Genomic DNA, 21,239 nt, shown 5'->3' on the forward strand with positions numbered 1-21,239 from the left:
GCCGTGCAACGCGTGCGCGCGGCAATCGACTCGATCCAGGAGACATGCCGATGACCGCTGCCGCCCCGCCGTTGCACGCCGCGACGATGCGCCGCCTGAACCTGCGGCTGATACCGTTCCTGATGCTGCTCTATCTCGTCGCGTACATCGACCGCTCGAACATCTCGGTCGCCGCGCTGCAGATGAACGCCGATCTCGGCCTGAGCGCGGAAATGTACGGGCTCGGCGCGGGGCTGTTCTATGTCACGTACATTCTGTTCGAGGTGCCGAGCAACCTGTTCCTTGCGCGGGTCGGCGCGCGCCGCTGGATCGCGCGCATCATGATCACGTGGGGCGTGATCGCGGCGGGGATGAGCGCCGTGCATACGCCCGGACAGCTGTATGCGATGCGTCTGCTGCTCGGTGCGGCCGAGGCCGGCTTTACGCCGGGCATCATCTACTACCTGTCCGCGTGGTATCCGGCGAGCGATCGCGCACGCGCGATGTCGTTCTTCTATATCGGCGCGACGCTCGCGTCGGTGATCGGGCTACCGCTGTCCGGCGCGCTGCTGAACCTGAACGGCGTGTTCGGCGTCGAAGGCTGGCGCTGGCTGTTCCTGCTCGAAGGCCTGCCCGCACTGCTGCTCGGCATCGTCGTGCTGCGCCGCCTGCCCGATACGCCGGCCGATGCACGCTGGCTGCCGGCCGACGAGCGCGCGTGGCTCGAAGCGACGCTGCGCGATACCGCGCCGCGCGAGCATCTGTCGCATGGCGCCGCGCTGCGTCGCGCGTTCGGCGATCGCAACGTGTGGGCGCTCGCTGCGTTCTGGCTGCTGCAGGCGTTCGGCACGATCGGCCTCACGCTGTTTTTGCCGCTGCTCGTGAAGAGCCTGTCGGGGCAGTCGAGTTTCGCGGTGGGCAGCTTGTCCGCGTTGCCGTTCCTGTTCGCGTGCGTCGCGATGTATGGGAACGGCCGGCATTCGGATCTCGGCGGCGAGCGCGCGCTGCATCTCGGCGTGCCGATGCTGCTCGCGGGCGCGCTGCTCATCGGCGCGATCTATGTGCATGTGCTGCCGATCGCGTATGCGCTGCTCGTGCTCGCGGTCGGCTTCAACTGGGCCGCGACGCCGGTGTTCTGGGCCGTGACGACCGAGTACGTGTCGGGGCTGACTGCTGCGGCGTCCATTGCGCTGATCAATGCCGTCGCGAATATCGCGGGGCTCGCGTTGCCGCCGGTGATGGGGCGGATCAAGGACGTCACGCATTCGTACGATCTCGCCCTGCTGCTCGTCGCGGTCGCGCTGCTCGTCGGCGGCGTGCTCGGGCTGCGGATCGCGTCGCGTCGGCGGGCGATGCCGATGGCCGCGCGGCGGGCGGGATAGCTCGGCGTGCTTCCGTGCCGCGTGCGGCGGCGCTGCGATGAAGCGCGCGCGACGCGTGTGCGATAAGGCGCATGCGTCGCGCGCGGTGCGTTCGCCGCGAATCGTGGTCGGCGGTGGGCCGACTATCGCATGCGCGTGATCAGACGCGCGATGCCAGCGTGAGCGAGAACGCCGGCATCGGCGCGAACATCGTCGGTCGCGGGATCAGGCCGAATGTCGGCAGCGCGGGCGGCGCGATCGGCGAAAACGCAAACGTCGGGAAGCCGATCGGACGAATCGGCGCGATCGTGATCGACGGAATCGTGATCGGCGGAATGAAGATCGGCGCAAAGGCCGCGATCGTCGGCGGGAACGGTTTGGCGGCGATCGGTGCGGTCGGCCGGGCCGGCCGAGGCGGTTTGTTTTCCGCGACGACGGGTGCGGCCGGTGCGACGGGCTTTTCCGTACCCGGCTTAGGAACGTCGGGCTGAGTCGGCTTGCTTTCTGCGATAACCGGTACTGTCGGTGGGACAGGCTTCTCGGTGATCGGCGTCGGAACGTTCGGCCGAGTCGGTTTGTTCTCAGCGACGACCGGCGCGGTCGGCGCGACGGGCTTTTCCGTGGCGGGCGTCGAGACTTCAGGCACAACCGGCTTGTTTTCCACGATGATCGGTGCGGTCGGTGCGACGGGCTTCTCCGTGATCGGCGTCGAAAGTTCAGGCAGAGCCGGCTTGTTTTCCGCGACGACCGGCGCGGTCGGCGCGACAGGCTTCTCCACAACCGCCGTCGCCCCTTCCGATGCACCCACGCCGTTCCCCGCAACACCCGCCGGCGCCGTCGACGCCGGCTTATCCTCCACCGGCGTCACCGTAGGCCGCGGCGCGAACTGAACGAGTTCTCCCGCATTGTTCACGTGTCCCATTTGACTGATCCGTCCGTAGCTGCTGATGCGCGCGCCGCGCTCGTTCGTGAGCGCACCCATCAGCGACATCGTGGCGTCTGCATGCAGCGTGCCTGCATTGCGCACGCTGCCCATCGACGACAGCGTGCCGCCGCTTTCGATCCGGCCGCCCGCGCGGTTGTGCAACGTGCCCATGGCGCTCAGCGCGCGGCCCGCCCGTACGCTGCCCGCGTTGTCGAGGTTGCCGTTGATCGACAGACGGTCGGCCGTCAGGCTGCCGCCGTCCTGCACCTTCACGATCCCGCCCGACGAAATCGCGATGCCGCCGGTGACCGCATCGACCTTGCCCGCAAGATTCACGCCGACACCGGCCGACGACCCGTGCATCGTGATCGCCGACGCGTGCATGCTGCCGAGCTTCGACACGTCGATCGCGACGTCGGGCATCGCGCCGTCGCCTTGACTCGACAACTGATGACTGCCCGGCTGTTCGACGTTCGCGGTACCGCGCTGCGCGACGGCCGTCACGCGGCGCGCGTGCAGCGCGGCATTGACCTGCAGCGTGCGCGACACGAGATCGAGCTGGTCGACGTCGCGCGCATCGAGCCCCGCGCCGTCGATCGCGATGCGGCCGTGCTCGGTGCGGAACTGTCGGATCGCACCCTGCTCGTCGAATTCGACGGCACCGGCGACGAGCGACACGTGATTCGCGTTGATGAAGCTGCCGCCGTTCACGCCGATTCCGTTCGGATTCGCGACGATCACGCGCGCGGCCTGCCCGGCGACTTCCGTCGCGCCGGCCAGCATCGACGCATTGCCGCCCGTCACCTGGTTGAGGATCACCGACGCGGGCTTGCCGCCGAGCAGCGCGTTGCCGTCGATGCGGCCCGCGAGCTGCGTGTCGACCGCGTGCGCGCTGTTGTTCAGCACGAGGCCCGCGGCATTCACGTTGTACTCGGTGAAGCGGTTGTGCGAGAGGCCCGCGCCGTCGGGCGTCGCGATATTGACGATCGGCGTGCCGTTCGCGCCATTCGCGAGCGTCGGACGATGGGCGGCCGACGGATCGACGACGAGCGGCGCATTCTGCGCATGCGCGGCGAACAGCGGCATCGCGCACGCGAGTGCCGCGACGAGCGCGCGACGCGCGCATGGCTGCGCGGAAGGGAGATGTGGTTGACGAGTGTGTTGCATGGTCTTCCCGATAGTGAAGGTTCGAAACGGGCGGCACGGCGCAGGCCGGGCCGGAACGGACCGCGATGCGGCGCGGCCGTGACGGGCGAACGATTTACATGGCGTGATCCTCCATGACGAACGGCGCGTGCGGACGCGCACGCGCATCAGAAACGGGCGGTCAGCGATACGTCGAGCGCGACCGCCGCCGTGTTCAGCAGCGCGGGCTTGTGCAGCGGCGCGCCGAGCGCGACGTCGTAGCCGACGAGCCGATAGCCGCCGCGTACGCCGACCGACGTGCCGACGAGCGTGCGTCCGCCGCGGCCTGCGCCTTCGGCCGCTCCGGCGCCCGACACGCGGCCGGCGTCGAGCGCCGCATAGATTTCGTTCGCGCCGAACGCGCCGGTGGCGAGTTCGTTGCGCCAGATCCAGCCGTTCGCGCCCGCGAGCGTCTGATTGCCGTCGAAGCCGCGCACCGTGTAGCGGCCGCCGATCTGGAGAAACTCGGTGGACGGTGCGGCGCCCGGTGCGTGCTGCACGCGCAACGTGCCGCGATAGCCGAAGCGACGCGCGCCGATACGAAAGCGCGCGTCAGCCGCGAGCGTCGCGGTGAAGAGGCGATAGCGGCCGTCCCACGCGGGCCGATCGTTGACGCGCCCCGGATGCGCGCTGAGCGCGGAGATGCTGCCGCGCATGCCGAAGCCGGCGTCGAGCGCGCTGTCGGCGAGCTTCTCGCGATGCGCGATGCCGAGGTCGTAACCGACGATGTCGCGCCGATACACGTCGAGTTCGGTCGAACCGAGCCGGCTCCGGTCGTCGCGGCGCGACAGCGTGAAGCGCAGCGTCGTCTTGCCGTGGCTCGTCCGGTACGGCACGACGCGCAGCGCGGCCTCGTAGCGCCGCGTGCGCTGTGCGAGCGACAGCGCGGCTTCGCCGCCGGCAGTGGCGGGCAGTGTCTGCCGCGACGTCCATTCGCTGATGCCGACCGACACCGACGCATAGCCGATCGGCACGTTCCACGCGGCGCTTCTGGCTTGCGAGCCGAGCGTCTTGTTGCCGCGCGCGGCATCGGTGTTGTACGTGACGACGAGCTGATCGTAGAGATGGAGCGGCGAATCGACCGCGACGATCGCGCCGAGCTGGTTGCGTCCCGTTGCATCGAGACCGGCGTTGTCGGCGGTCGCGAGTACGCGCACGCGGCGCGCCTCCGCCGGATGACGGACGACGATGTCGGTGTCGCCGAGCGCCGCGCCCGGTATGAGATCGAACGCGGTCGCGGCCTGGCCCGGCAGACGCCGCACGTTTTCGAGCGCCTGGTCGAGATCGCGCACGTTCAGCAACCCGTGCGCATGCCGCGGGAACAGCGGCGCGGGCCAGCCGATGCGGCCGCCCGCGTCGCGAATCGTGCCGACGCGGCCGGGCACGATCTCGACGACGAGCCGGCCGCCGGACAGATCCTGTTCGGGAATGACGGCGGCGGAGGTGATATAGCCGTGTGCGATCAGCCGGCGCGTGGCCCAGTCGCGCAGCGCCCGCAAGCCTTGCGGCCCGATGCACGCGCGCTCGACGGCCGCTTCGCGCGGCAGCCAGGGAAACGCTTCGGCGTGCCGCCATTCGATCGTATGGATCGCAAAACAATCGGCTTCGGCCGGCAGCGACAAGCGGTCGGTCGCGCGCGGCGGCCGTGCGGACAGCGCGTCGGTCGGCGGCGCGAGCTGCTCGCGCAGATGATCGATCTGTTCGGCCTGGCGATGGGCGGTGTCGGCAGGCGGCGCATAGGAACGCGTGTCCTGCGCGATGGAGATAACGCAGCGCAACAGCAGGGCGACAGTGCATAGCGTTCGCACTGCATAAATCGGGTTGCGCATGTCCGGATCGATTGAGGCGGTGAAATCGACCGGATTCTATATGCGTAAAGGGAGTTTGAACGGCATCTGCTTTTGTTGATTAAATCGAGATAATTTCGTATGTCGATGAATCGGATGGAATTTGTGCGTGATATAGAGATTGGCGGCGGTCCAGAGTGTTGTATTTATGCGAGTATTTTGGCGAGCGTGTCGATACGCGAAACGCGCCGAGTTTTTATGACAAATTCGAAACAACATCGCGAATATGGCAAATACACCTTCGTTCAATGACGAATTATTGAGGCGATCAAATAAGACAAATACGAATTAACACCGCCCACCGAAAATCCGCCCGCCGTGTCAGCGATCCGTTATCCCGATATTCCGCCTGCCTGTTAGCTTGTGACGATTTCGACTTTGGACCCCGCATGCCGGACGCTACCATCGCCGCTCCGTCCCTCAGGTGATAAAGCATGAGCATGTCCGCGTCACGTTCGGTCCCGTTCCGTCTTCGCGTCGTATGCGCGATCGCTGCCGGTGCGCTGTCGCTCGCGTCGTGCGGCGGCGTCGACGGCAACCCGCCTCCGCAGGCCGACGCGACGCCATCGGCGAAGCGCCCGAACATCCTCTACATCATGGCCGACGATCTCGGCTATTCCGACATCCACGCGTTCGGCGGCGAGATCAACACGCCGAACCTCGACGCGCTCGTCGCGTCGGGCCGCATCCTGTCGAACCACCATACCGGCACCGTGTGTGCGATCACGCGCGCGATGCTGATTTCGGGCACCGATCATCATCTGGTCGGCGAAGGCACGATGGGCGTGCCGACCGACGAGCGGCGCGGGCTGCCGGGCTACGAGGGCTATCTGAACGATCGCGCGCTGTCGTTCGCGCAGCTGCTGAAGGATGCCGGCTATCACACGTATATCGCGGGCAAGTGGCACATCGGCTCGGGCATCGTCGGCAGCGCGACGGGCAGCGGGCAGACGCCCGATCAATGGGGCTTCGAGCGCAGCTACGTGCTGCTTGGCGGTGCGGCGACGAATCACTTCGCGCACGAGCCGGCCGGCTCGTCGAACTACACGGAGGACGGCCGCTACGTGCAGCCGGGCCAGCCCGGGCAGCCGGGCGGCGCGGGCGGCAATCCCGCGGTGTTCTATTCGACGAATTTTTATACGCAGAAGCTGATCCAGTACATCGATGCGAATCACAGCGACGGCAAGCCGTTCTTCGCATATGCGGCGTACACGTCGCCGCACTGGCCGCTGCAGGTGCCCGATCCGTGGCTGCACAAGTACGCGGGCGTCTACGACGCCGGCTACGACGCGATCCGCAACGCGCGGATCGCGCGGCAGAAGGCGCTCGGCCTGATTCCGGCCGACTTCAAGCCGTTCGACGGATTGCCCGAGACGACGGTCGCGTCGCCCGCGACGGCGAACGACGGCACCGCCAACGCGAAATACGTCAGCGCCGTGCATGCGGCGGCCGACGGCTACCGCGACTACGGCGCGGGCAAGGTCGACAAGCTGTGGTCGAGCCTGAGCCCGGCCGAACGCAAGGCGCAGGCGCGCTACATGGAGATCTACGCAGGGATGGTCGAGAACCTCGACTACAACATCGGCCTGCTGATCCAGCACCTGAAGGACATCGGCGAATACGAGAACACGTTCATCATGTTCCAGTCCGACAACGGCGCCGAAGGCTGGCCGATCGATTCGGGCGCGGACCCGACCGCGACCGATACCGCGAACGCGCAGGAACCGACGTATTCGGCGCTCGGTACCGACAACGGCAAGCAGAACGCGCAGCGGCTGCAGTACGGGCTGCGCTGGGCCGAGGTGAGCGCGACGCCGTTCCGGCTCACGAAGGGCTATTCGGCCGAAGGCGGCGTTTCGACGCCGACGATCGTTCATCTGCCGGGCCAGACGCAGCAGCTGCCGACGCTGCGCGCGTTCACGCACGTGACCGACAACACGGCGACGTTCCTGGCCGTGGCGGGCGTGACGCCGCCGTCGCAGCCGGCGCCGCCGCTGATCAACACGCTGACGGGCGTCGATCAGAACAAGGGCAAGGTCGTATACGGCAACCGCTACGTCTATCCGGTCACCGGTCAGTCGCTGCTGCCGGTCCTGACCGGCGCGGCGAACGGCGAAGTGCACACCGCGCCGTTCGGCGACGAAGCCTACGGCCGCGCGTATCTGCGCAGCGCCGACGGCCGCTGGAAGGCGCTGTGGACGGAGCCGCCGCTCGGGCCGCTCGACGGTCACTGGCAGCTGTACGACCTCACGACGGACCGCGGCGAGACGACCGACGTGTCCGCGCAGAATCCGTCGGTAGTCAGCACGCTGATCGACCAGTGGAAGGCGTACATGAGCAACGTCGGCGGCGTCGAGCCGCTGCGTCCGCGCGGCTACTACTGAGGATTCGGCGATGCGGTTCTGGACGATCGGCGCGGCGCTCGCCGCCGCACTGTTCGGCGCGGCGTTCGCGGCCGGTTATACACACGGGCCGGCGGCGCCGGACAGCGCGTTCGACGACGCGAATCGCGACCGACCGCTCGCGGCGCTCGGCTCCGAGCAGCAGTGCGCGCGCTATTCGGGGCTGCCGGCGAACTGGCGCGACGATCCGAAGGCGGGAATGGTGCACCTGCGCGGCGGCACGTTCGTGTTCGGCAGCACGCGCGGCTATCAGGACGAACGTCCGGCCGGCGACGGCCGCACGCGCGTCGGCGGTTTCTGGATCGACCAGACCGACGTGACGGTCGCGCAGTTCGCCGCGTTCGTGCAGGCGACCGGCTACGTGACCGAGGCCGAGCAGCAGGGCGGCGCGGCCGTCTTTCACGTGCCGACGCGCGATGAACTGAACGCGCGCGACCTCGCCTGGTGGTCGTGGGTGAAGGGCGCGTCGTGGCGCCATCCGCGCGGCCCCGGCAGCGACGTCGAAGGACGCGGCAACCTGCCCGTCACGCTCGTCACGCAGCGCGATGCGCTCGCGTATGCGCGCTGGCTCGGCCGCGACCTGCCGACCGAAGCCGAATGGGAATACGCGGGCAAGGCCGGCCGCGACGATGCGTCGCTCGACGCGGCGCCGCGCGATGCGCGCGGCAAGCCGGCCGCCAATTACTGGCAGGGCCCGTTCCCCGTGCTCGACACCGCCGAGGACGGGCACGCGGGGCTCGCGCCGGTCGGCTGCTACGCGGCGAACGGCTTCCGGCTCTACGACATGATCGGCAACGCCTGGCAGTGGACGAAGGACGCGTACACCGGCCCGCACCAGTCGCATACGAACGGCGACACGGCGGCCGTCGCACCGGCCGCGCGCCGTCACGACACGCCGATGGTGATCAAGGGCGGCTCGTTCCTGTGCTCGCGCGACTACTGCGTGCGCTATCGCGCGTCGTCGCGAGAACGGCAGGAAGCCGATCTCGCCGCATCGCACATCGGATTCCGCACGATCCTGAGGGATCCGGCATGATCCGCTTCGCGCGTTTCGTGACGGCCGTCGCGCTCGCGGCGGCCGGCTTCGCCGGCATGCACGGCGCGTGCGCGGCCGAGGGGCCGGCGCTGCGCGTCGGCGTCACGCGCGGCGTGCATGCGCAGATCATGGACGAAGTCCGGCGCGTAGCCGCGTCGCGCGGATTGAACGTCGACGTCGTCGTGTTCGACGACGCATCGCGCATCGATGCGGCGCTGGCCGGCGGACGAATCGATGCGGCCAGTTTCGAGGATGCGCAGCAACTCGCGGCAACGCGCGCCGCGCACCGCTATGCGCTGACGCCTGTCGCGCCGACCGTGACGCTGCCGATGGCGCTCTATTCGCGCAAGCTGACGAATCTCAACGCGCTGCAGCCCGGCGCGACGATCGCGATTCCGGCCGACGCGCGCGGGATGGCGCGTGCGCTCGTGCTGCTGCAGAACGACACGCTGATCACGCTGCGCGAACGGGCCGGGCTTCATGCGACGCTGCGCGACGTGACCGGCAACCGGCTCGGGCTGAAGATCGTCGCGTTGCGCGGCGATCGGCTCTACGCGGCGCTCGATACGGTCGCGTTCGCGGCGATCGACAACGACGACGCGGCGCGCGCGGGCCTGCAGCCGGCACGCGACAGCATCGGCATCGAGGACGCGCGTTCGCCGTATGCGGGCGTGCTGACCGTGCGCGATGCCGATCGCACGAAGCCGTGGGTCGCGCAGCTTGTCGCCGCGTACCACTCCGACGACGTGGCGCGCTTCATCCTGACGCGCTACCAGGACTCGGTGCGACGGCCGTGGTAGACACCTACGCGCTGGCCTGCAACGCATGCGGGCGCTGCTGCAACAGCGCGCCGACGCTAGCGCTGCGCGAACTGTTCCGGCATCGCGAGCGATTCGTCGGTGCGCTGACGATCCATCGCGTGCCGAAGCGGCAGATCGGCGAGCGCTGGCGCGCGGGCGAACGCGAGCACGCGCTCGATGCGGACGACGTCGCGGCATGCGATGCGCTCGCCGACCGGCTGTTTCACCGGTTCGGCGGCGCGAGCGGCGACTGGGCCGCGCTGACGCTGCAGGGCTACGACTATCCGTCGCTCGGCCGCTGTCCCGCGCTCGCGGACGACGGACGGTGCAGCGTGCACGCGGACAAACCGTCGATCTGCGGCGCGGTGCCGCTCGATCCGCTGCTGCCCGACCGCCTGCAGGCGCGCGTGCTGGCCGCGCGGCGCGACGACGCGGTGCGGTTCGGCAGCCGCTGCATCGTCGACGAGACGCAAGCGCGACACGCTGCCGCGCACGCGGTGCCGTCGATCGCGCTCGTGCGCGCGACGGAGGTCATGGACCGCGCCGCGCTCGATGCGTGCCGCGATGCGCTCGCGTTCGAGCGCGCGGTGTGGCGCGATGCGGCGTTCGCGTCGCTGATCGACGGCGGGCAGCCGATGCGCGAAGCATGGTCGCGGCTCGCGCCGGGTGCGTATCTGACGCTGCCGATCGCGCCCGTGCTGCTGATCGTCGCGTCGCTTTCCGCGCATTGCCGCGCGCTCTGCCTGAACTTCATCGACGCGCAGCTTGCATTGATCGACGCACGCATCGAAGCGGCGCTTGCGCGCCGGCGTCTCGACGATCGGCCGGCGACGCGCGAGCTGCGCGGTTTCGCGCAGGCACTCGAGCGCGCGCGGCAGGTGCTGCTCGCAACGCCGGCACGGTCGACTCATCCGCACCGTGACGCAGCGGCCATCGAGGCGTGGCTCGACGGCCGGCAGGCAACCGATCCGCAACCTGCCTGACTCGTCGCGCGGCATCGCGTCGCGCGATTCCGCCGCTGACCGCACGAGCCGGCGCGACCGCGCACCGCCTCAAAGCGCCTCGACCAGCCGCCGGTGACTCTTCTCGCAATACTCGTGACACGCGGCACGCGCCGCGATCGACGCACCGTGCACGAAGCGCGGCGCATCGACGCGCCGCGACATCGACACGACGATCGACGGCGGCGACGGCTGCAGCGGTAGCTCGACCACTTCGCCGCTTTCGATCAGCGCATCGACGAACAGGCTCGGAATCGCGGCGACGCCGAAGCCGTCGCGCACGAGCTGCACGATCACCGAGATCGACGGCGAGCCGGTGATCCGCGTCTCCGACAGCGGCACGCCGTGCGCATGCGCGAGCGTGCGCACGATGTCCTCGAGCGCGCGGTGCGGCGCGGTCCCGCGCCCGTACGTGAGGATCGGCTGCCGCAGCACCTGGCGCGCGAGGCCCGTGCGCGTGGCCGGCAGCAGCCCCGCGCGCGCGATCCAGCGCACCGGATAGTTCGCGAGCGCATCGCAGACCACCGCCGGCTCGTCGCTGCCCTCGACGCGAATGATCAGATCGAGTTCGCCCGCCATCAGCCGGCGCTGCAGCACGACGCTGACGTCGACGGTCAGATCGACTTCGAGTTGCGGATAGTCGGCCGCGAGGCGGCGCAGGTAGTGCGGCAGCCAGCTGTGCACGACGGTCTCTATCACGCCGAGCCGCAGCTTGCCGCGCAGCGCGCTTTCGCCGGACGCGGCCGCCTGCAGCTCGTGCGTCGCCTCGACGACTGCCTGCGCATAGGCGAGCAGATACTCGCCGTGCGGCGTGAGCCGGAATTCGCGGCTGTCGCGATCGACGAGCACGGTCTGCAGCTCGTCCTCGAGCGCCTTGATCCGTTGCGAGATCGCGGCCGGCGTCGCGTGCAGCGCGGCGGCCGTCGTGCGGAAATTGCGCAGCTTTGCGAGCGTGACGAAGGTTTCGAGAAATCGCGTGTTCATGGGCGGCGGACGGGGCGGGGCGCGCAAAGCTTGCCCGTTACGAAAACTGAACGGGACCGGGGAAAACCCGATAGTTCGTTAAGAAATTCTATACACCGGCCGTAAAAAAACTCGTTGGCGGCCAAAATTTTTCTTTTCTATTCTTCGGCGTATCCCATCCACGCGACACCGTCGCTCGCCTGCTCCCCGATCCGCCGATGAACCCGATCACGCCTTCCGAATTCCGTCAGTCCGTGCGCCGCGGCGCATTCCGCGGCCCGACCGCCGGCCACTGCGGCCCGTTCGCGCAAGCGAACCTCGCGATCCTGCCCGATGCGTATGCGCACGATTTCCTGCGCTTCTGCCAGGCGAACCCGAAGGCATGCCCGCTGCTCGGCGTCGGCGAGCCCGGCGCGTTCCGGCTCGACGTGCTCGGCGACGATCTCGACATCCGCACCGACGTGCCGAGCTACAACGTCTATCGCGACGGACGCCTGACCGAGCGCGTCGACTCGCTCGAAGCGCTGTGGCGCGACGATTTCGTCGTATTCGCGATCGGCTGCTCGTTCTCGTTCGAGGACATGCTCGCACGCGAAGGGATCGCGCTCCGTCATGTCGAGGAAGGCCGCAACGTGCCGATGTATCGCACGTCGATTCCGAACCGCCGAGCGGGCGTGTTTGGCGGCCAGCTCGTCGTATCGATGCGGCCGATGCGCGGCGCCGACGCGATTCGCGCGGTGCAGATCACGAGCCGGTTTCCGGGCGTGCACGGCGCGCCGATCCATCTCGGCGATCCGCGCGAACTCGGCATCGCCGATCTCGGCGCGCCCGATTTCGGCGACGCCGTGACGATCCGCGAAGGCGAACTGCCGGTGTTCTGGGCGTGCGGCGTGACGCCGCAAACCGCGCTGATGGAAGCGAAGCTGCCGCTCGCGATCGCGCATACGCCGGGCCACATGCTGATGACGGACATCACGAACGCGTCGCTGGCCGTGTTCTGACGCAACGCGGCGGCCCGCCGGCCGCCGGCTCGATACCGTCGCGGCGAACGCCGCGACCGACGGACGATCCGCCCCGGCCGGAGGGCGGCGCGCATCCGCGCGGCGTGCCGCGCGGTTCGGCGCGGCACGACTTTGACGGCGCTTAACGACAGGAGCCACCACCATGGAAAGCAAGACCCTCGCGGCGGGAACCGCCGAGCCCGAGCGCCCCGCGCGCAGCGGCCTGTTCTCGTGGTATGCCGACGCGCAGCCGCGCGAGCGCCGCGCGTTCTGGAGCTGCAAGGTCGGCTACATGCTCGACGGGATGGACACGCAGATGCTGTCGTTCGTGATTCCGACGCTCGTCGCGACCTGGGGCATCTCGCTCGCCGATGCAGGCTTCATCGGCACGATCACGCTGCTCGCCTCGGCGGCCGGCGGCTGGCTCGCCGGGCTGCTGTCCGACCGGATCGGCCGCGTGCGCACGCTGCAGCTCACGGTGCTCTGGTTCGCGGTGTTCACCGCGCTGTGTGGGCTCGCGCAGAACTATCATCAGTTGGTCGCCGCGCGCGCGCTGATGGGCTTCGGCTTCGGCGGCGAATGGACGGCCGGCGCCGTGCTGATCGGCGAAGTGATCCGCGCGCGCGATCGCGGCAAGGCGGTCGGCCTCGTGCAGTCGGGCTGGGCAATCGGCTGGGGACTCTGCGCGCTGCTGTATGCGCTGCTGTTCTCGGTGCTGCCCGCCGAGCTCGCGTGGCGTGCGCTGTTTCTCGTCGGGCTCGCGCCGGCGCTGCTCGTCGTCGTGATTCGCCGCTACGTGAAGGAGCCGGACGTCTACCAGAAGGAGAAGGCCGCGCAGGCACGCGAAGCCGATGCGCCGCGCTTCACCGAGATCTTCGCGCCGAAGCTGATCACGACGACGCTGCGCGCGGCGCTGCTGACGACCGGCGCACAAGGCGGCTACTACGCGATCACGACGTGGCTGCCGACGTTTCTGAAGACGGAGCGCCATCTGACCGTGATGGGCACGGGCGGCTATCTCGCGATGATCATCCTCGGCTCGTGGGTCGGCTATCTGACGAGCGCGTACCTGACCGACCGCCTCGGCCGCAAGCCGAACTTCATCCTGTTCGCGCTCGGCTCGATGGCGATCGCGTTCGCGTACACGTCGCTGCATCTGACCGATACGTCGATGCTGTTCCTCGGTTTCCCGCTCGGCTTCTTCGCATCGGGCATCTTCTCCGGCATGGGCGCATTTCTCACCGAGCTGTTCCCGACGCGCGTGCGCGGCTCGGGGCAGGGCTTCTGCTACAACGTCGGCCGCGCGATCGGCGCCTTGTTTCCGTTCCTGATCGGCGCGCTCGCGAAACACTACGGGCTCGGCGCGAGCATCGGCATCTTCGCGGTCGCCGCGTACGGCGTGATGATCGTCGCCGCGCTGACGCTGCCCGAGACGCGCGGCCGCGAACTCGACGCCGCGTAAGCGGCGCACCGCCCGCCCGTTCGTTCTTTCCCGTTTTCACCGCTTCGTCACGCGGCGCGCGATGCGCGCCGTGCGGCGGCGCTCGTCCTCCGATTCAACGACGCATCGAGTTCATCGCCATGACTGACCGACAGACTTCCCCCGTTTCCTCCGACGCCGCGCGCTGGCAATTCTGGATCGACCGCGGCGGCACGTTCACCGACATCGTCGCGCGCCGGCCCGACGGCACGCTCGTCACGCACAAGCTGCTGTCGGAGAACCCCGAGCAGTATCGCGACGCGGCCGTGGCCGGCATCCGCCATCTGCTCGGCCTCGCCGACGGCGAACCGATTACGCCCGAACGCGTCGACATGGTGAAGATGGGCACGACCGTCGCGACCAACGCGCTGCTCGAGCGCAAAGGCGAACGCACGGCGCTCGCGACGACGCGCGGCTTTCGCGACGTGCTGCGCATCGCGTACCAGAACCGGCCGCGGCTGTTCGATCTCGACATCGTGCTGCCCGATGCGCTGTACGAGACCGTCGTCGAGATCGACGAACGCGTCGGCGCGCACGGCGAGGTCGTGTCGCCGCTCGATCTCGCCGGCGCCGAGGCGGCGCTGCGCCGCGTGTTCGACGACGGCGTGCGCGCGCTCGCGATCGTGCTGATCCACGGCTATCGCTACACCGCGCACGAACGCGCGCTCGCGCAACTCGCGCGGCGCATCGGCTTCACGCAGGTGTCGGCGTCGCACGAGGTGTCGCCGCTGATGAAGATGGTGTCGCGCGGCGACACGACGGTCGTCGACGCGTATCTGTCGCCGATCCTGCGCCGCTACGTCGAACAGGTCGCGCACGAGATGCCGGGCGTGAACCTGCAGTTCATGCAGAGCAGCGGCGGTCTCACGCGCGCCGATGCATTCCAGGGCAAGGACGCGATCCTGTCGGGCCCGGCGGGCGGCATCGTCGGCATGGTGCGCGCGGCGCGCGCGGCCGGCTTCGAGCGCGTGATCGGCTTCGACATGGGCGGCACGTCGACCGACGTGTCGCACTACAACGGCGAGTTCGAGCGCGTGTTCGAGACGCAGGTGGCCGGCGTGCGGATGCGCGCGCCGATGATGAGCATCCATACGGTCGCGGCGGGCGGCGGCTCGGTGCTGAGCTTCGACGGCGCGCGGCTGCGTGTCGGTCCCGAATCGGCCGGCGCGAATCCGGGGCCGGCCGCATACCGGCGCGGCGGCCCGCTGACCGTGACCGACTGCAACGTGATGCTCGGCAAGATCCAGCCCGACTATTTCCCGCGCGTGTTCGGCCCGCATGCCGACGAGCCGCTCGATCGCGACGGCGTGGTCGCGAAGTTCCGCGCGCTCGCCGACGAGATCCATGCGGCGACCGGCCGGCGCGAGACGCCCGAGGCACTCGCGGAAGGCTTCCTCGAGATTGCGATCGGCAGCATGGCGAACGCGATCAAGAAGATTTCGGTGCAGCGCGGCCACGACGTGTCGCGCTATGTGCTGACGACGTTCGGCGGCGCGGGCGGCCAGCATGCGTGCGGCGTTGCCGACGCGCTCGGCATGACGCAGGTGTTCGCGCATCCGCTTGCCGGCGTGCTGTCGGCCTACGGAATGGGGCTCGCGGATCAGACCGCGATGCGCGAGCGCGCGATCGAGGCCGTGCTGTCGGACGACTCGCTTCCGGCGCTGAACGCGGCGCTCGACCGGCTGACCGACGAGGCGGTCGGCGCGCTGCTTGAACAGGGCGTGCCGCCCGAGCGCATTGCGACCGAACGGCGCGTGCATCTGCGCTACCAGGGCACCGATTCGGCGCTCGACGTACCGGCCGGCAGCGTCGACGCGATGCAGCGCGCGTTCGAAGCCGCCTATCGGCAGCGCTATGCGTTCCTGATGCCGGGCACGCCGCTCGTCGTCGAACTCGCGTCGGTCGAGGCGATCGGCCGCTCCGACGCGCCGGTCGAGATCGCACCGCTCGCGCCGCGCGGCGACGGCGACGCGCCGCGCGCCGATACCGTCGCGCGCTTCTATTCCGGCGGCGCATGGCACGACGCCGCGCTGTACGTGCGCGACACGCTGCTCGCCGGCGACGCGATCGACGGCCCCGCGATCATCGCCGAGCGCAACGGCACGACCGTCGTCGAGCCCGGCTGGCGCGCGCAGATGACGGCGCAGGGCAATCTCGTGCTGACGCGCACGACGCCGCTGCCGACGCGTCGATCGCTCGGCACAGACGCGGACCCGGTGCGGCTCGAGATCTTCAACAACCTGTTCATGTCGATAGCGGAACAGATGGGCCTGCGGCTGCAGAACACCGCGTACTCGGTCAACATCAAGGAGCGGCTCGACTTCTCGTGCGCGATCTTCGACTGCGACGGCAATCTGATCGCGAACGCGCCGCACATGCCCGTGCATCTCGGCTCGATGGGCGAAAGCATCCGCACGGTGATCGAGCGCAACCGCGGCCGCATGCGCGACGGCGACGTGTTCATGCTGAACGATCCGTATCACGGCGGCACGCACCTGCCGGACGTGACCGTCATCACGCCGGTATTCGCGGACGGCGCCGACGAACCGCTGTTCTACGTCGGCTCGCGCGGCCACCATGCGGACATCGGCGGCACGACGCCGGGTTCGATGCCGCCCGATTCGACGCATATCGAAGAGGAAGGCGTGCTGATCGACAACTGGCTGCTCGTGTCGGCCGGCACGCTGCGCGATGCCGAAACGCGCGCGCTGCTGGCGTCCGGGCGCTATCCGGCGCGCAACGTCGACCAGAACATGGCCGACTTGCGTGCGCAGATCGCGGCGAACCAGAAGGGCGTCGACGAACTGCGCCGGATGGTCGCGCAGTTCGGCCGCGAGGTCGTGCTCGCGTTCATGCAGCACGTGCAGGACAACGCCGAGGAAGCCGTGCGGCGCGTGATCGGCGCGCTGCAGGACGGCGCATACCGCTATGCGCTCGACAACGGCGCCGAGATTCGCGTCGCGATTCGCGTGAACCGTGCGGCGCGCTGCGCGCAGATCGATTTCACCGGCACGTCGGCGCAGCTCGACAACAACTTCAACGCGCCGAAGGCGGTGTGCATGGCGGCGGTGCTGTACGTGTTCCGCACGCTCGTCGGCGACGACATTCCGCTGAACGCCGGCTGCCTGAAGCCGCTGACCGTGATCGTGCCCGCGCATTCGATGCTGAATCCCGACTATCCGGCCGCGGTCGTGTCGGGCAACGTCGAGACGTCGTCGGCGATCACGAACGCGCTCTATGGCGCGCTCGGCTGCGTCGCGTCGAGCCAGGGGACGATGAACAACTTCACGTTCGGCAACGCGCAATACCAGTACTACGAGACGATCGCGGGCGGCAGCGGCGCGGGCCCCGGCTTCGCGGGCGTCGGCGCCGTGCAGACGCACATGACGAACTCGCGGCTGACCGACCCCGAAGTGCTCGAATGGCGCTATCCGGTGCGCGTCGATTCGCACCGGATCCGCACCGGCTCGGGCGGACGCGGGCGCTGGCACGGCGGCGATGGTGCGGTGCGGCGAATCCGCTTCCTCGAGCCGATGACCGCGTCGATCCTGTCGAACAACCGGATCCACGCGCCGTTCGGCGCGGCCGGCGGCGAACCGGGTGCGCTCGGCCGCAATACGATCGAGCGCGCGGACGGCGCGATCGAGACGCTCGACCACATCGCCCGCGCGCAGATGGCGCCCGGCGACGTGTTCGTCGTCGAGACGCCGGGCGGCGGCGGCTACGGCGCGGCCGGCTGAGGCCGGCGAAGGCGGGCGGCGCGATGAACGCGCGCGTCCGCCCGATAAAAAAGAAAAAATCCAAAGCGTTATTGCGCGCCGATTGAAAAAGCCGCTTAATGAAAAGCGGTTATTCGACGGAATTCGCAATGAAATCGCGCCTTACGCGACAAATCGAGCCGATTCGATGCGTGCGCACCGGTTTCATGAGCATTCCGTCCCCAAAACGCCCGGGCCTGCCGCAAACGCCCGCCGGACGGGGCGATGCACCGTTTTAGTCCACGCCGATTCTTGCCGTCGCAACCACTTCCCGAGGCCTTGCGCGAGCGAAAAAGCGCATTCCCCAATCGAGTGCCGGTTCCTTGACACCCCATTTGAAATGTGAGTGCCAATCGTCATCGTCATTTGATAAGATGGGTCCGTCATTCGCGCGGCGTGGCCGCCCGCATGATCGCGAATGCCGGGTCGCATCAGCAGGAACAAGTACCGGACGAGGATCGCTGTCACGACATCACGGCCGCCCGGCCCGCACGCGTCGCGCGTGCGCGCCCGGCGGGCGGCGTGCTCGTCTCCGTCTACACTGTGCGTTTTTTTTGGGTCGGGGCGTGTCATGGATGACGAAAACGATAGCGCAGTGCTCGAGGCGCATGTCGGAACGCGCAGCCCGTGCTGGCGGCTCGGCAGCGACAGCAATGCACTCGAACTCGCCGCCGTGCGCGGGATGACCAACGTCAGCATCGCGCTCACCGGCGAGCAGGCCGCGCGCATTCGCGCGCTGACCGGCGTCACGTCGCACCTCGTGCTCGACATCGTGCTGTTCGGCGAGCGCGTGCCGCTTCACCTCGTCGGCAGGAAGGTCAACACGACCGATTGGGCCGGCACCGCGTCGGCGTACACCGATACCGCCTCCGTGGCCGGCGATCTCGCGCACGGGCTCGCGTTTGCCGAGCAGGTCGTGTCCGAAGTGAATTCGCTCGTCGTGATCCTCGATCGCAACGGCATGGTGCAGCGCTTCAACCGGCTCTGCGAGGAAGTGACGGGCAAGCGCGAGGTCGACGTGATCGGCCGCAGCGCGTTCGAGCTGTTCATGAGCCCCGAGCAGGGCGCGCAGTCGCGCAGCAACATCACGGGCTTCTTTGCGAGCAACCGCGCGTTCTCGGTCGAGCGCTACATCAACACCGTGAACGGGCCGCGGCTGTTCCAGTTCCGCAACAAGTTCGTGCAGAGCGGCAGCGGCGCGGACGAGCAGTATCTGATCTGCTCCGGCATCGACATCACCGAGGAGCGCAACGCGCAGCAGCGGCTCACCGAGCTCGCGAACACCGACGTGCTGACGGGGCTGCCGAACCGCCATGCGATCAGCGAGCGCATCCGCACGGTGATCGCCCAGCAGACCGGCGACACGCCGGGCCAGGTCGGCATCCTGTTCCTCGATCTCGACAACTTCAAGCGCGTCAACGATCACTACGGCCATATCACCGGCGACCGGCTGCTGCAGGACGTCTCGGCGATCATCAACGGCTGCCTTCCGTCCGGCGCGACGCTCGCGCGGCTCGGCGGCGACGAGTTCCTCGTGCTGTTCGAGCAGGGCACGCGCGCGCTGCTCGAAGCGACCGCGCAGATCATTCTCGAACGGCTGCGCACGCCGATCCATCTCGGGCTGATGGAGGTCTACACGAGCTGTTCGATCGGCATCGCGATGCATCCGCAGCACGGCGATTCGCTCGAAACGCTGATCCGCAATGCCGATACGGCGATGTATGTCGCGAAGGAAGCGGGCAAGCATACGTATCGCGTGTTCTCGCTCGAGATGAACCAGCGCGTCGCGAAGTACATGTGGCTCGACACGAACCTGCGCAAGGCGCTCGAGGAAGAGCAGTTCGTGCTGCACTACCAGCCGGTCGTCGATATCGCCACCGGCGACGTGCATGCGGTCGAAGCGCTGATCCGCTGGCAGTCGCCCGATCGCGGGCTCGTCGCGCCGGTCGAGTTCATTCGTTTCGCGGAGGAGTCGGGGCTGATCGCGCCGCTCGGGCGCTGGGTGATGCGCACGGCCGCCGCGCAGGCCGCCGCGTGGAAGGCGAAGGGGCTCGGCGTGCGGATCGCGGTGAACGTGTCGGCGCGTCAGCTGCAGGACATGAACATCGTTCATCAGTTCGCATCGATCGTCGATGCGGCGGGCCTGAAGCCGGGTCTGCTCGACATCGAGCTGACCGAGAGCTGCTTCATCGACGACGAGCATGGCGCGCACGGGCTGATGAAGCAGTTTCGCCAGCTCGGCGCGAAGATTCATCTCGACGATTTCGGTACCGGCTATTCGTCGCTGTCGCAACTGTCGCGGCTGCCGCTCGATGCGATCAAGCTCGACCGCAGCTTCATCACCGGCATCGATCGCAATCCGCGTTCGCAGGCGCTCGTGCGCTCGGTCGTGCCGCTCGCGAATGCGCTGAACTTCTCCGTGATCGCGGAAGGCGTCGAGACGCACGCGGAAGCCGAGTTCCTGAAGCAGATCGATGTCGGCCACGCGCAGGGCTACTACTTCGCGCGGCCGATGCCCGCCCACGCGTTCGAGGCGTGGCTCGCGGAGACGAGAAAGCTCAGGCTGATCGCCTGAGCTTTCCCGAACCGGCTGTCGCCGAACGGCGACAGCCGTTCCATCACACCGTGCGCAGCTTCGACACGCGGCGGTTCTGCAGCATCACGAGGCGTTCCATGTAGGCGAGATCCTTCGGCTCGATCGTGAACGCCGAATGCACCCAGTCCTCGGTGATGTCCATCAGCTCGGAACGCGTGAGCTGGAACACGCGCTCGCGCGCGCGCAGCATCGCGCGGATCCCGTTCAGCTTCGGCTTCATCACGTCGATGAACGTGCGCGTCGCGAGATACGCGTCGCCGGGCTCGAACGTGTGATCGATCAGCCCGCGATCCTCGTACCACTCGGCCGCGTGTGCTTCGCCGGTCGCGATCAGCGCTTCGGCGAGACTGCGGTCCGCCTTGCGCGCGACGAGCGAATAGCCGCCCATCCCCGGAAAGAGGTTGAACGCGATTTCCGGGAAGCCGAGCTTCACGCCCTTCTGCGCGAGCACGTAGTGATGGGCGAGTGCGGCCTCGAAACCGCCGCCGAGCGCGCTGCCTTCGACCATCGCGATCGAGATCGCGCCCGTGCCGAAGCCGGTGTAGATCTCGTACACGCCGTCGATGCACGAGCGCGCGTACGCCATCAGCAGATCGCGCCGGCCGCTGCGGATCGCGTCGACGAAGAAGCTCAGATCGCCGCCGACGTTGAACAGCTCGGGCACGAGCGAGCCGGTAACCCAGAAGTCGAATCGCAGGCCCGAGTCGCGGGCGACGCGTGCGAGATGGATGATGTCGGTGACGAGTTGCTGGTTGAAGCACGGCCGCGGTTCGGATCGGAGCATCATCCACATGATGTTTCTGCCTTCCTCATAAAAAGCGGTGAGCTGCGTGAGTTCGCCGGCTTCATAGAACGGGCGGCAGGCGGGATGTGATTGGAGCTGCATGGCAATCCTCGTTGAATGT

Annotated in this window: 13 protein-coding genes; 9 read left to right on the forward strand and 4 right to left on the reverse strand. The window is 68.4% G+C overall.

Annotation, left to right across the window (positions count from 1 at the left end; genetic code table 11):
* Window positions 1–50: 50 nt before the first annotated feature.
* The gene (locus NP80_RS04275; protein ID WP_035947583.1) at window positions 51–1,361 is read left to right on the forward strand and encodes an MFS transporter; all 1,311 of its coding nucleotides are present in this window, start codon (window positions 51–53) and stop codon (window positions 1,359–1,361) included.
* Between the two features lie 139 nt (window positions 1,362–1,500).
* Here the strand turns inward: NP80_RS04275 and NP80_RS04280 are convergent, their stop codons facing one another.
* Entirely contained in the window at window positions 1,501–3,432 is a 1,932-nt protein-coding gene (locus NP80_RS04280; protein ID WP_006411063.1) for a filamentous hemagglutinin N-terminal domain-containing protein, read from the reverse strand.
* A 146-nt stretch (window positions 3,433–3,578) separates the two neighbouring features.
* Window positions 3,579–5,279 carry a ShlB/FhaC/HecB family hemolysin secretion/activation protein gene (locus NP80_RS04285; protein WP_006411060.1) on the reverse strand — a complete coding sequence of 567 codons (1,701 nt, stop codon included), beginning with the start codon at window positions 5,277–5,279 and terminating at the stop codon, window positions 3,579–3,581.
* A gap of 452 nt (window positions 5,280–5,731) precedes the next feature.
* Here NP80_RS04285 and NP80_RS04290 point away from each other — a divergent pair, with 452 nt between their 5' ends.
* Genes NP80_RS04290 through NP80_RS04305 form a run of 4 tightly spaced genes read left to right on the forward strand, consistent with a single transcriptional unit; the run spans window position 5,732 to window position 10,518 of the window.
* Window positions 5,732–7,681 (forward strand): arylsulfatase, encoded by a 1,950-nt coding sequence (locus NP80_RS04290; RefSeq protein ID WP_006411056.1) that lies wholly within the window; start codon window positions 5,732–5,734, stop codon window positions 7,679–7,681.
* A gap of 10 nt (window positions 7,682–7,691) precedes the next feature.
* The gene (locus NP80_RS04295) at window positions 7,692–8,735 is read left to right on the forward strand and encodes a formylglycine-generating enzyme family protein (protein ID WP_006404405.1); all 1,044 of its coding nucleotides are present in this window, start codon (window positions 7,692–7,694) and stop codon (window positions 8,733–8,735) included.
* Window positions 8,732–9,535, forward strand: coding sequence for a MetQ/NlpA family lipoprotein (locus NP80_RS04300; protein ID WP_006404404.1), 804 nt, complete (start codon window positions 8,732–8,734; stop codon window positions 9,533–9,535). The genes NP80_RS04295 and NP80_RS04300 overlap by 4 nt, the downstream gene beginning before the upstream one ends.
* On the forward strand, window positions 9,529–10,518 hold the full coding sequence (locus NP80_RS04305; protein ID WP_006411062.1) for a YkgJ family cysteine cluster protein: 990 nt from the start codon (window positions 9,529–9,531) through the stop codon (window positions 10,516–10,518). The genes NP80_RS04300 and NP80_RS04305 overlap by 7 nt, the downstream gene beginning before the upstream one ends.
* A 69-nt stretch (window positions 10,519–10,587) precedes the next feature.
* Here NP80_RS04305 and NP80_RS04310 read toward each other — a convergent pair whose 3' ends face one another.
* Window positions 10,588–11,520, reverse strand: a complete 933-nt coding sequence (locus tag NP80_RS04310) for a LysR family transcriptional regulator (protein WP_006397808.1) — start codon at window positions 11,518–11,520, stop codon at window positions 10,588–10,590.
* Between the two features lie 206 nt (window positions 11,521–11,726).
* Between NP80_RS04310 and NP80_RS04315 the strand changes: the two genes are divergently transcribed.
* From NP80_RS04315 to pdeR, 4 genes are all read left to right on the forward strand, one after another.
* A complete protein-coding gene (locus NP80_RS04315) occupies window positions 11,727–12,500 on the forward strand; it encodes a putative hydro-lyase (RefSeq protein ID WP_035488206.1) in 774 nt (257 codons plus the stop codon).
* 163 nt (window positions 12,501–12,663) lie between these two features.
* On the forward strand, window positions 12,664–13,962 hold the full coding sequence (locus tag NP80_RS04320; protein WP_006404401.1) for an MFS transporter: 1,299 nt from the start codon (window positions 12,664–12,666) through the stop codon (window positions 13,960–13,962).
* A gap of 119 nt (window positions 13,963–14,081) precedes the next feature.
* Entirely contained in the window at window positions 14,082–17,720 is a 3,639-nt protein-coding gene (locus tag NP80_RS04325; protein ID WP_006411057.1) for a hydantoinase B/oxoprolinase family protein, read from the forward strand.
* A gap of 589 nt (window positions 17,721–18,309) precedes the next feature.
* Entirely contained in the window at window positions 18,310–20,313 is a 2,004-nt protein-coding gene (gene pdeR / locus NP80_RS04330) for a cyclic di-GMP phosphodiesterase (RefSeq protein ID WP_035947579.1), read from the forward strand.
* A 43-nt stretch (window positions 20,314–20,356) separates the two neighbouring features.
* Here pdeR and NP80_RS04335 read toward each other — a convergent pair whose 3' ends face one another.
* Window positions 20,357–21,220, reverse strand: coding sequence for a crotonase/enoyl-CoA hydratase family protein (locus NP80_RS04335; protein ID WP_006397815.1), 864 nt, complete (start codon window positions 21,218–21,220; stop codon window positions 20,357–20,359).
* Window positions 21,221–21,239 lie beyond the last annotated feature (19 nt).

This window comes from Burkholderia multivorans ATCC BAA-247, assembly GCF_000959525.1.
GTDB lineage: Bacteria > Pseudomonadota > Gammaproteobacteria > Burkholderiales > Burkholderiaceae > Burkholderia > Burkholderia multivorans.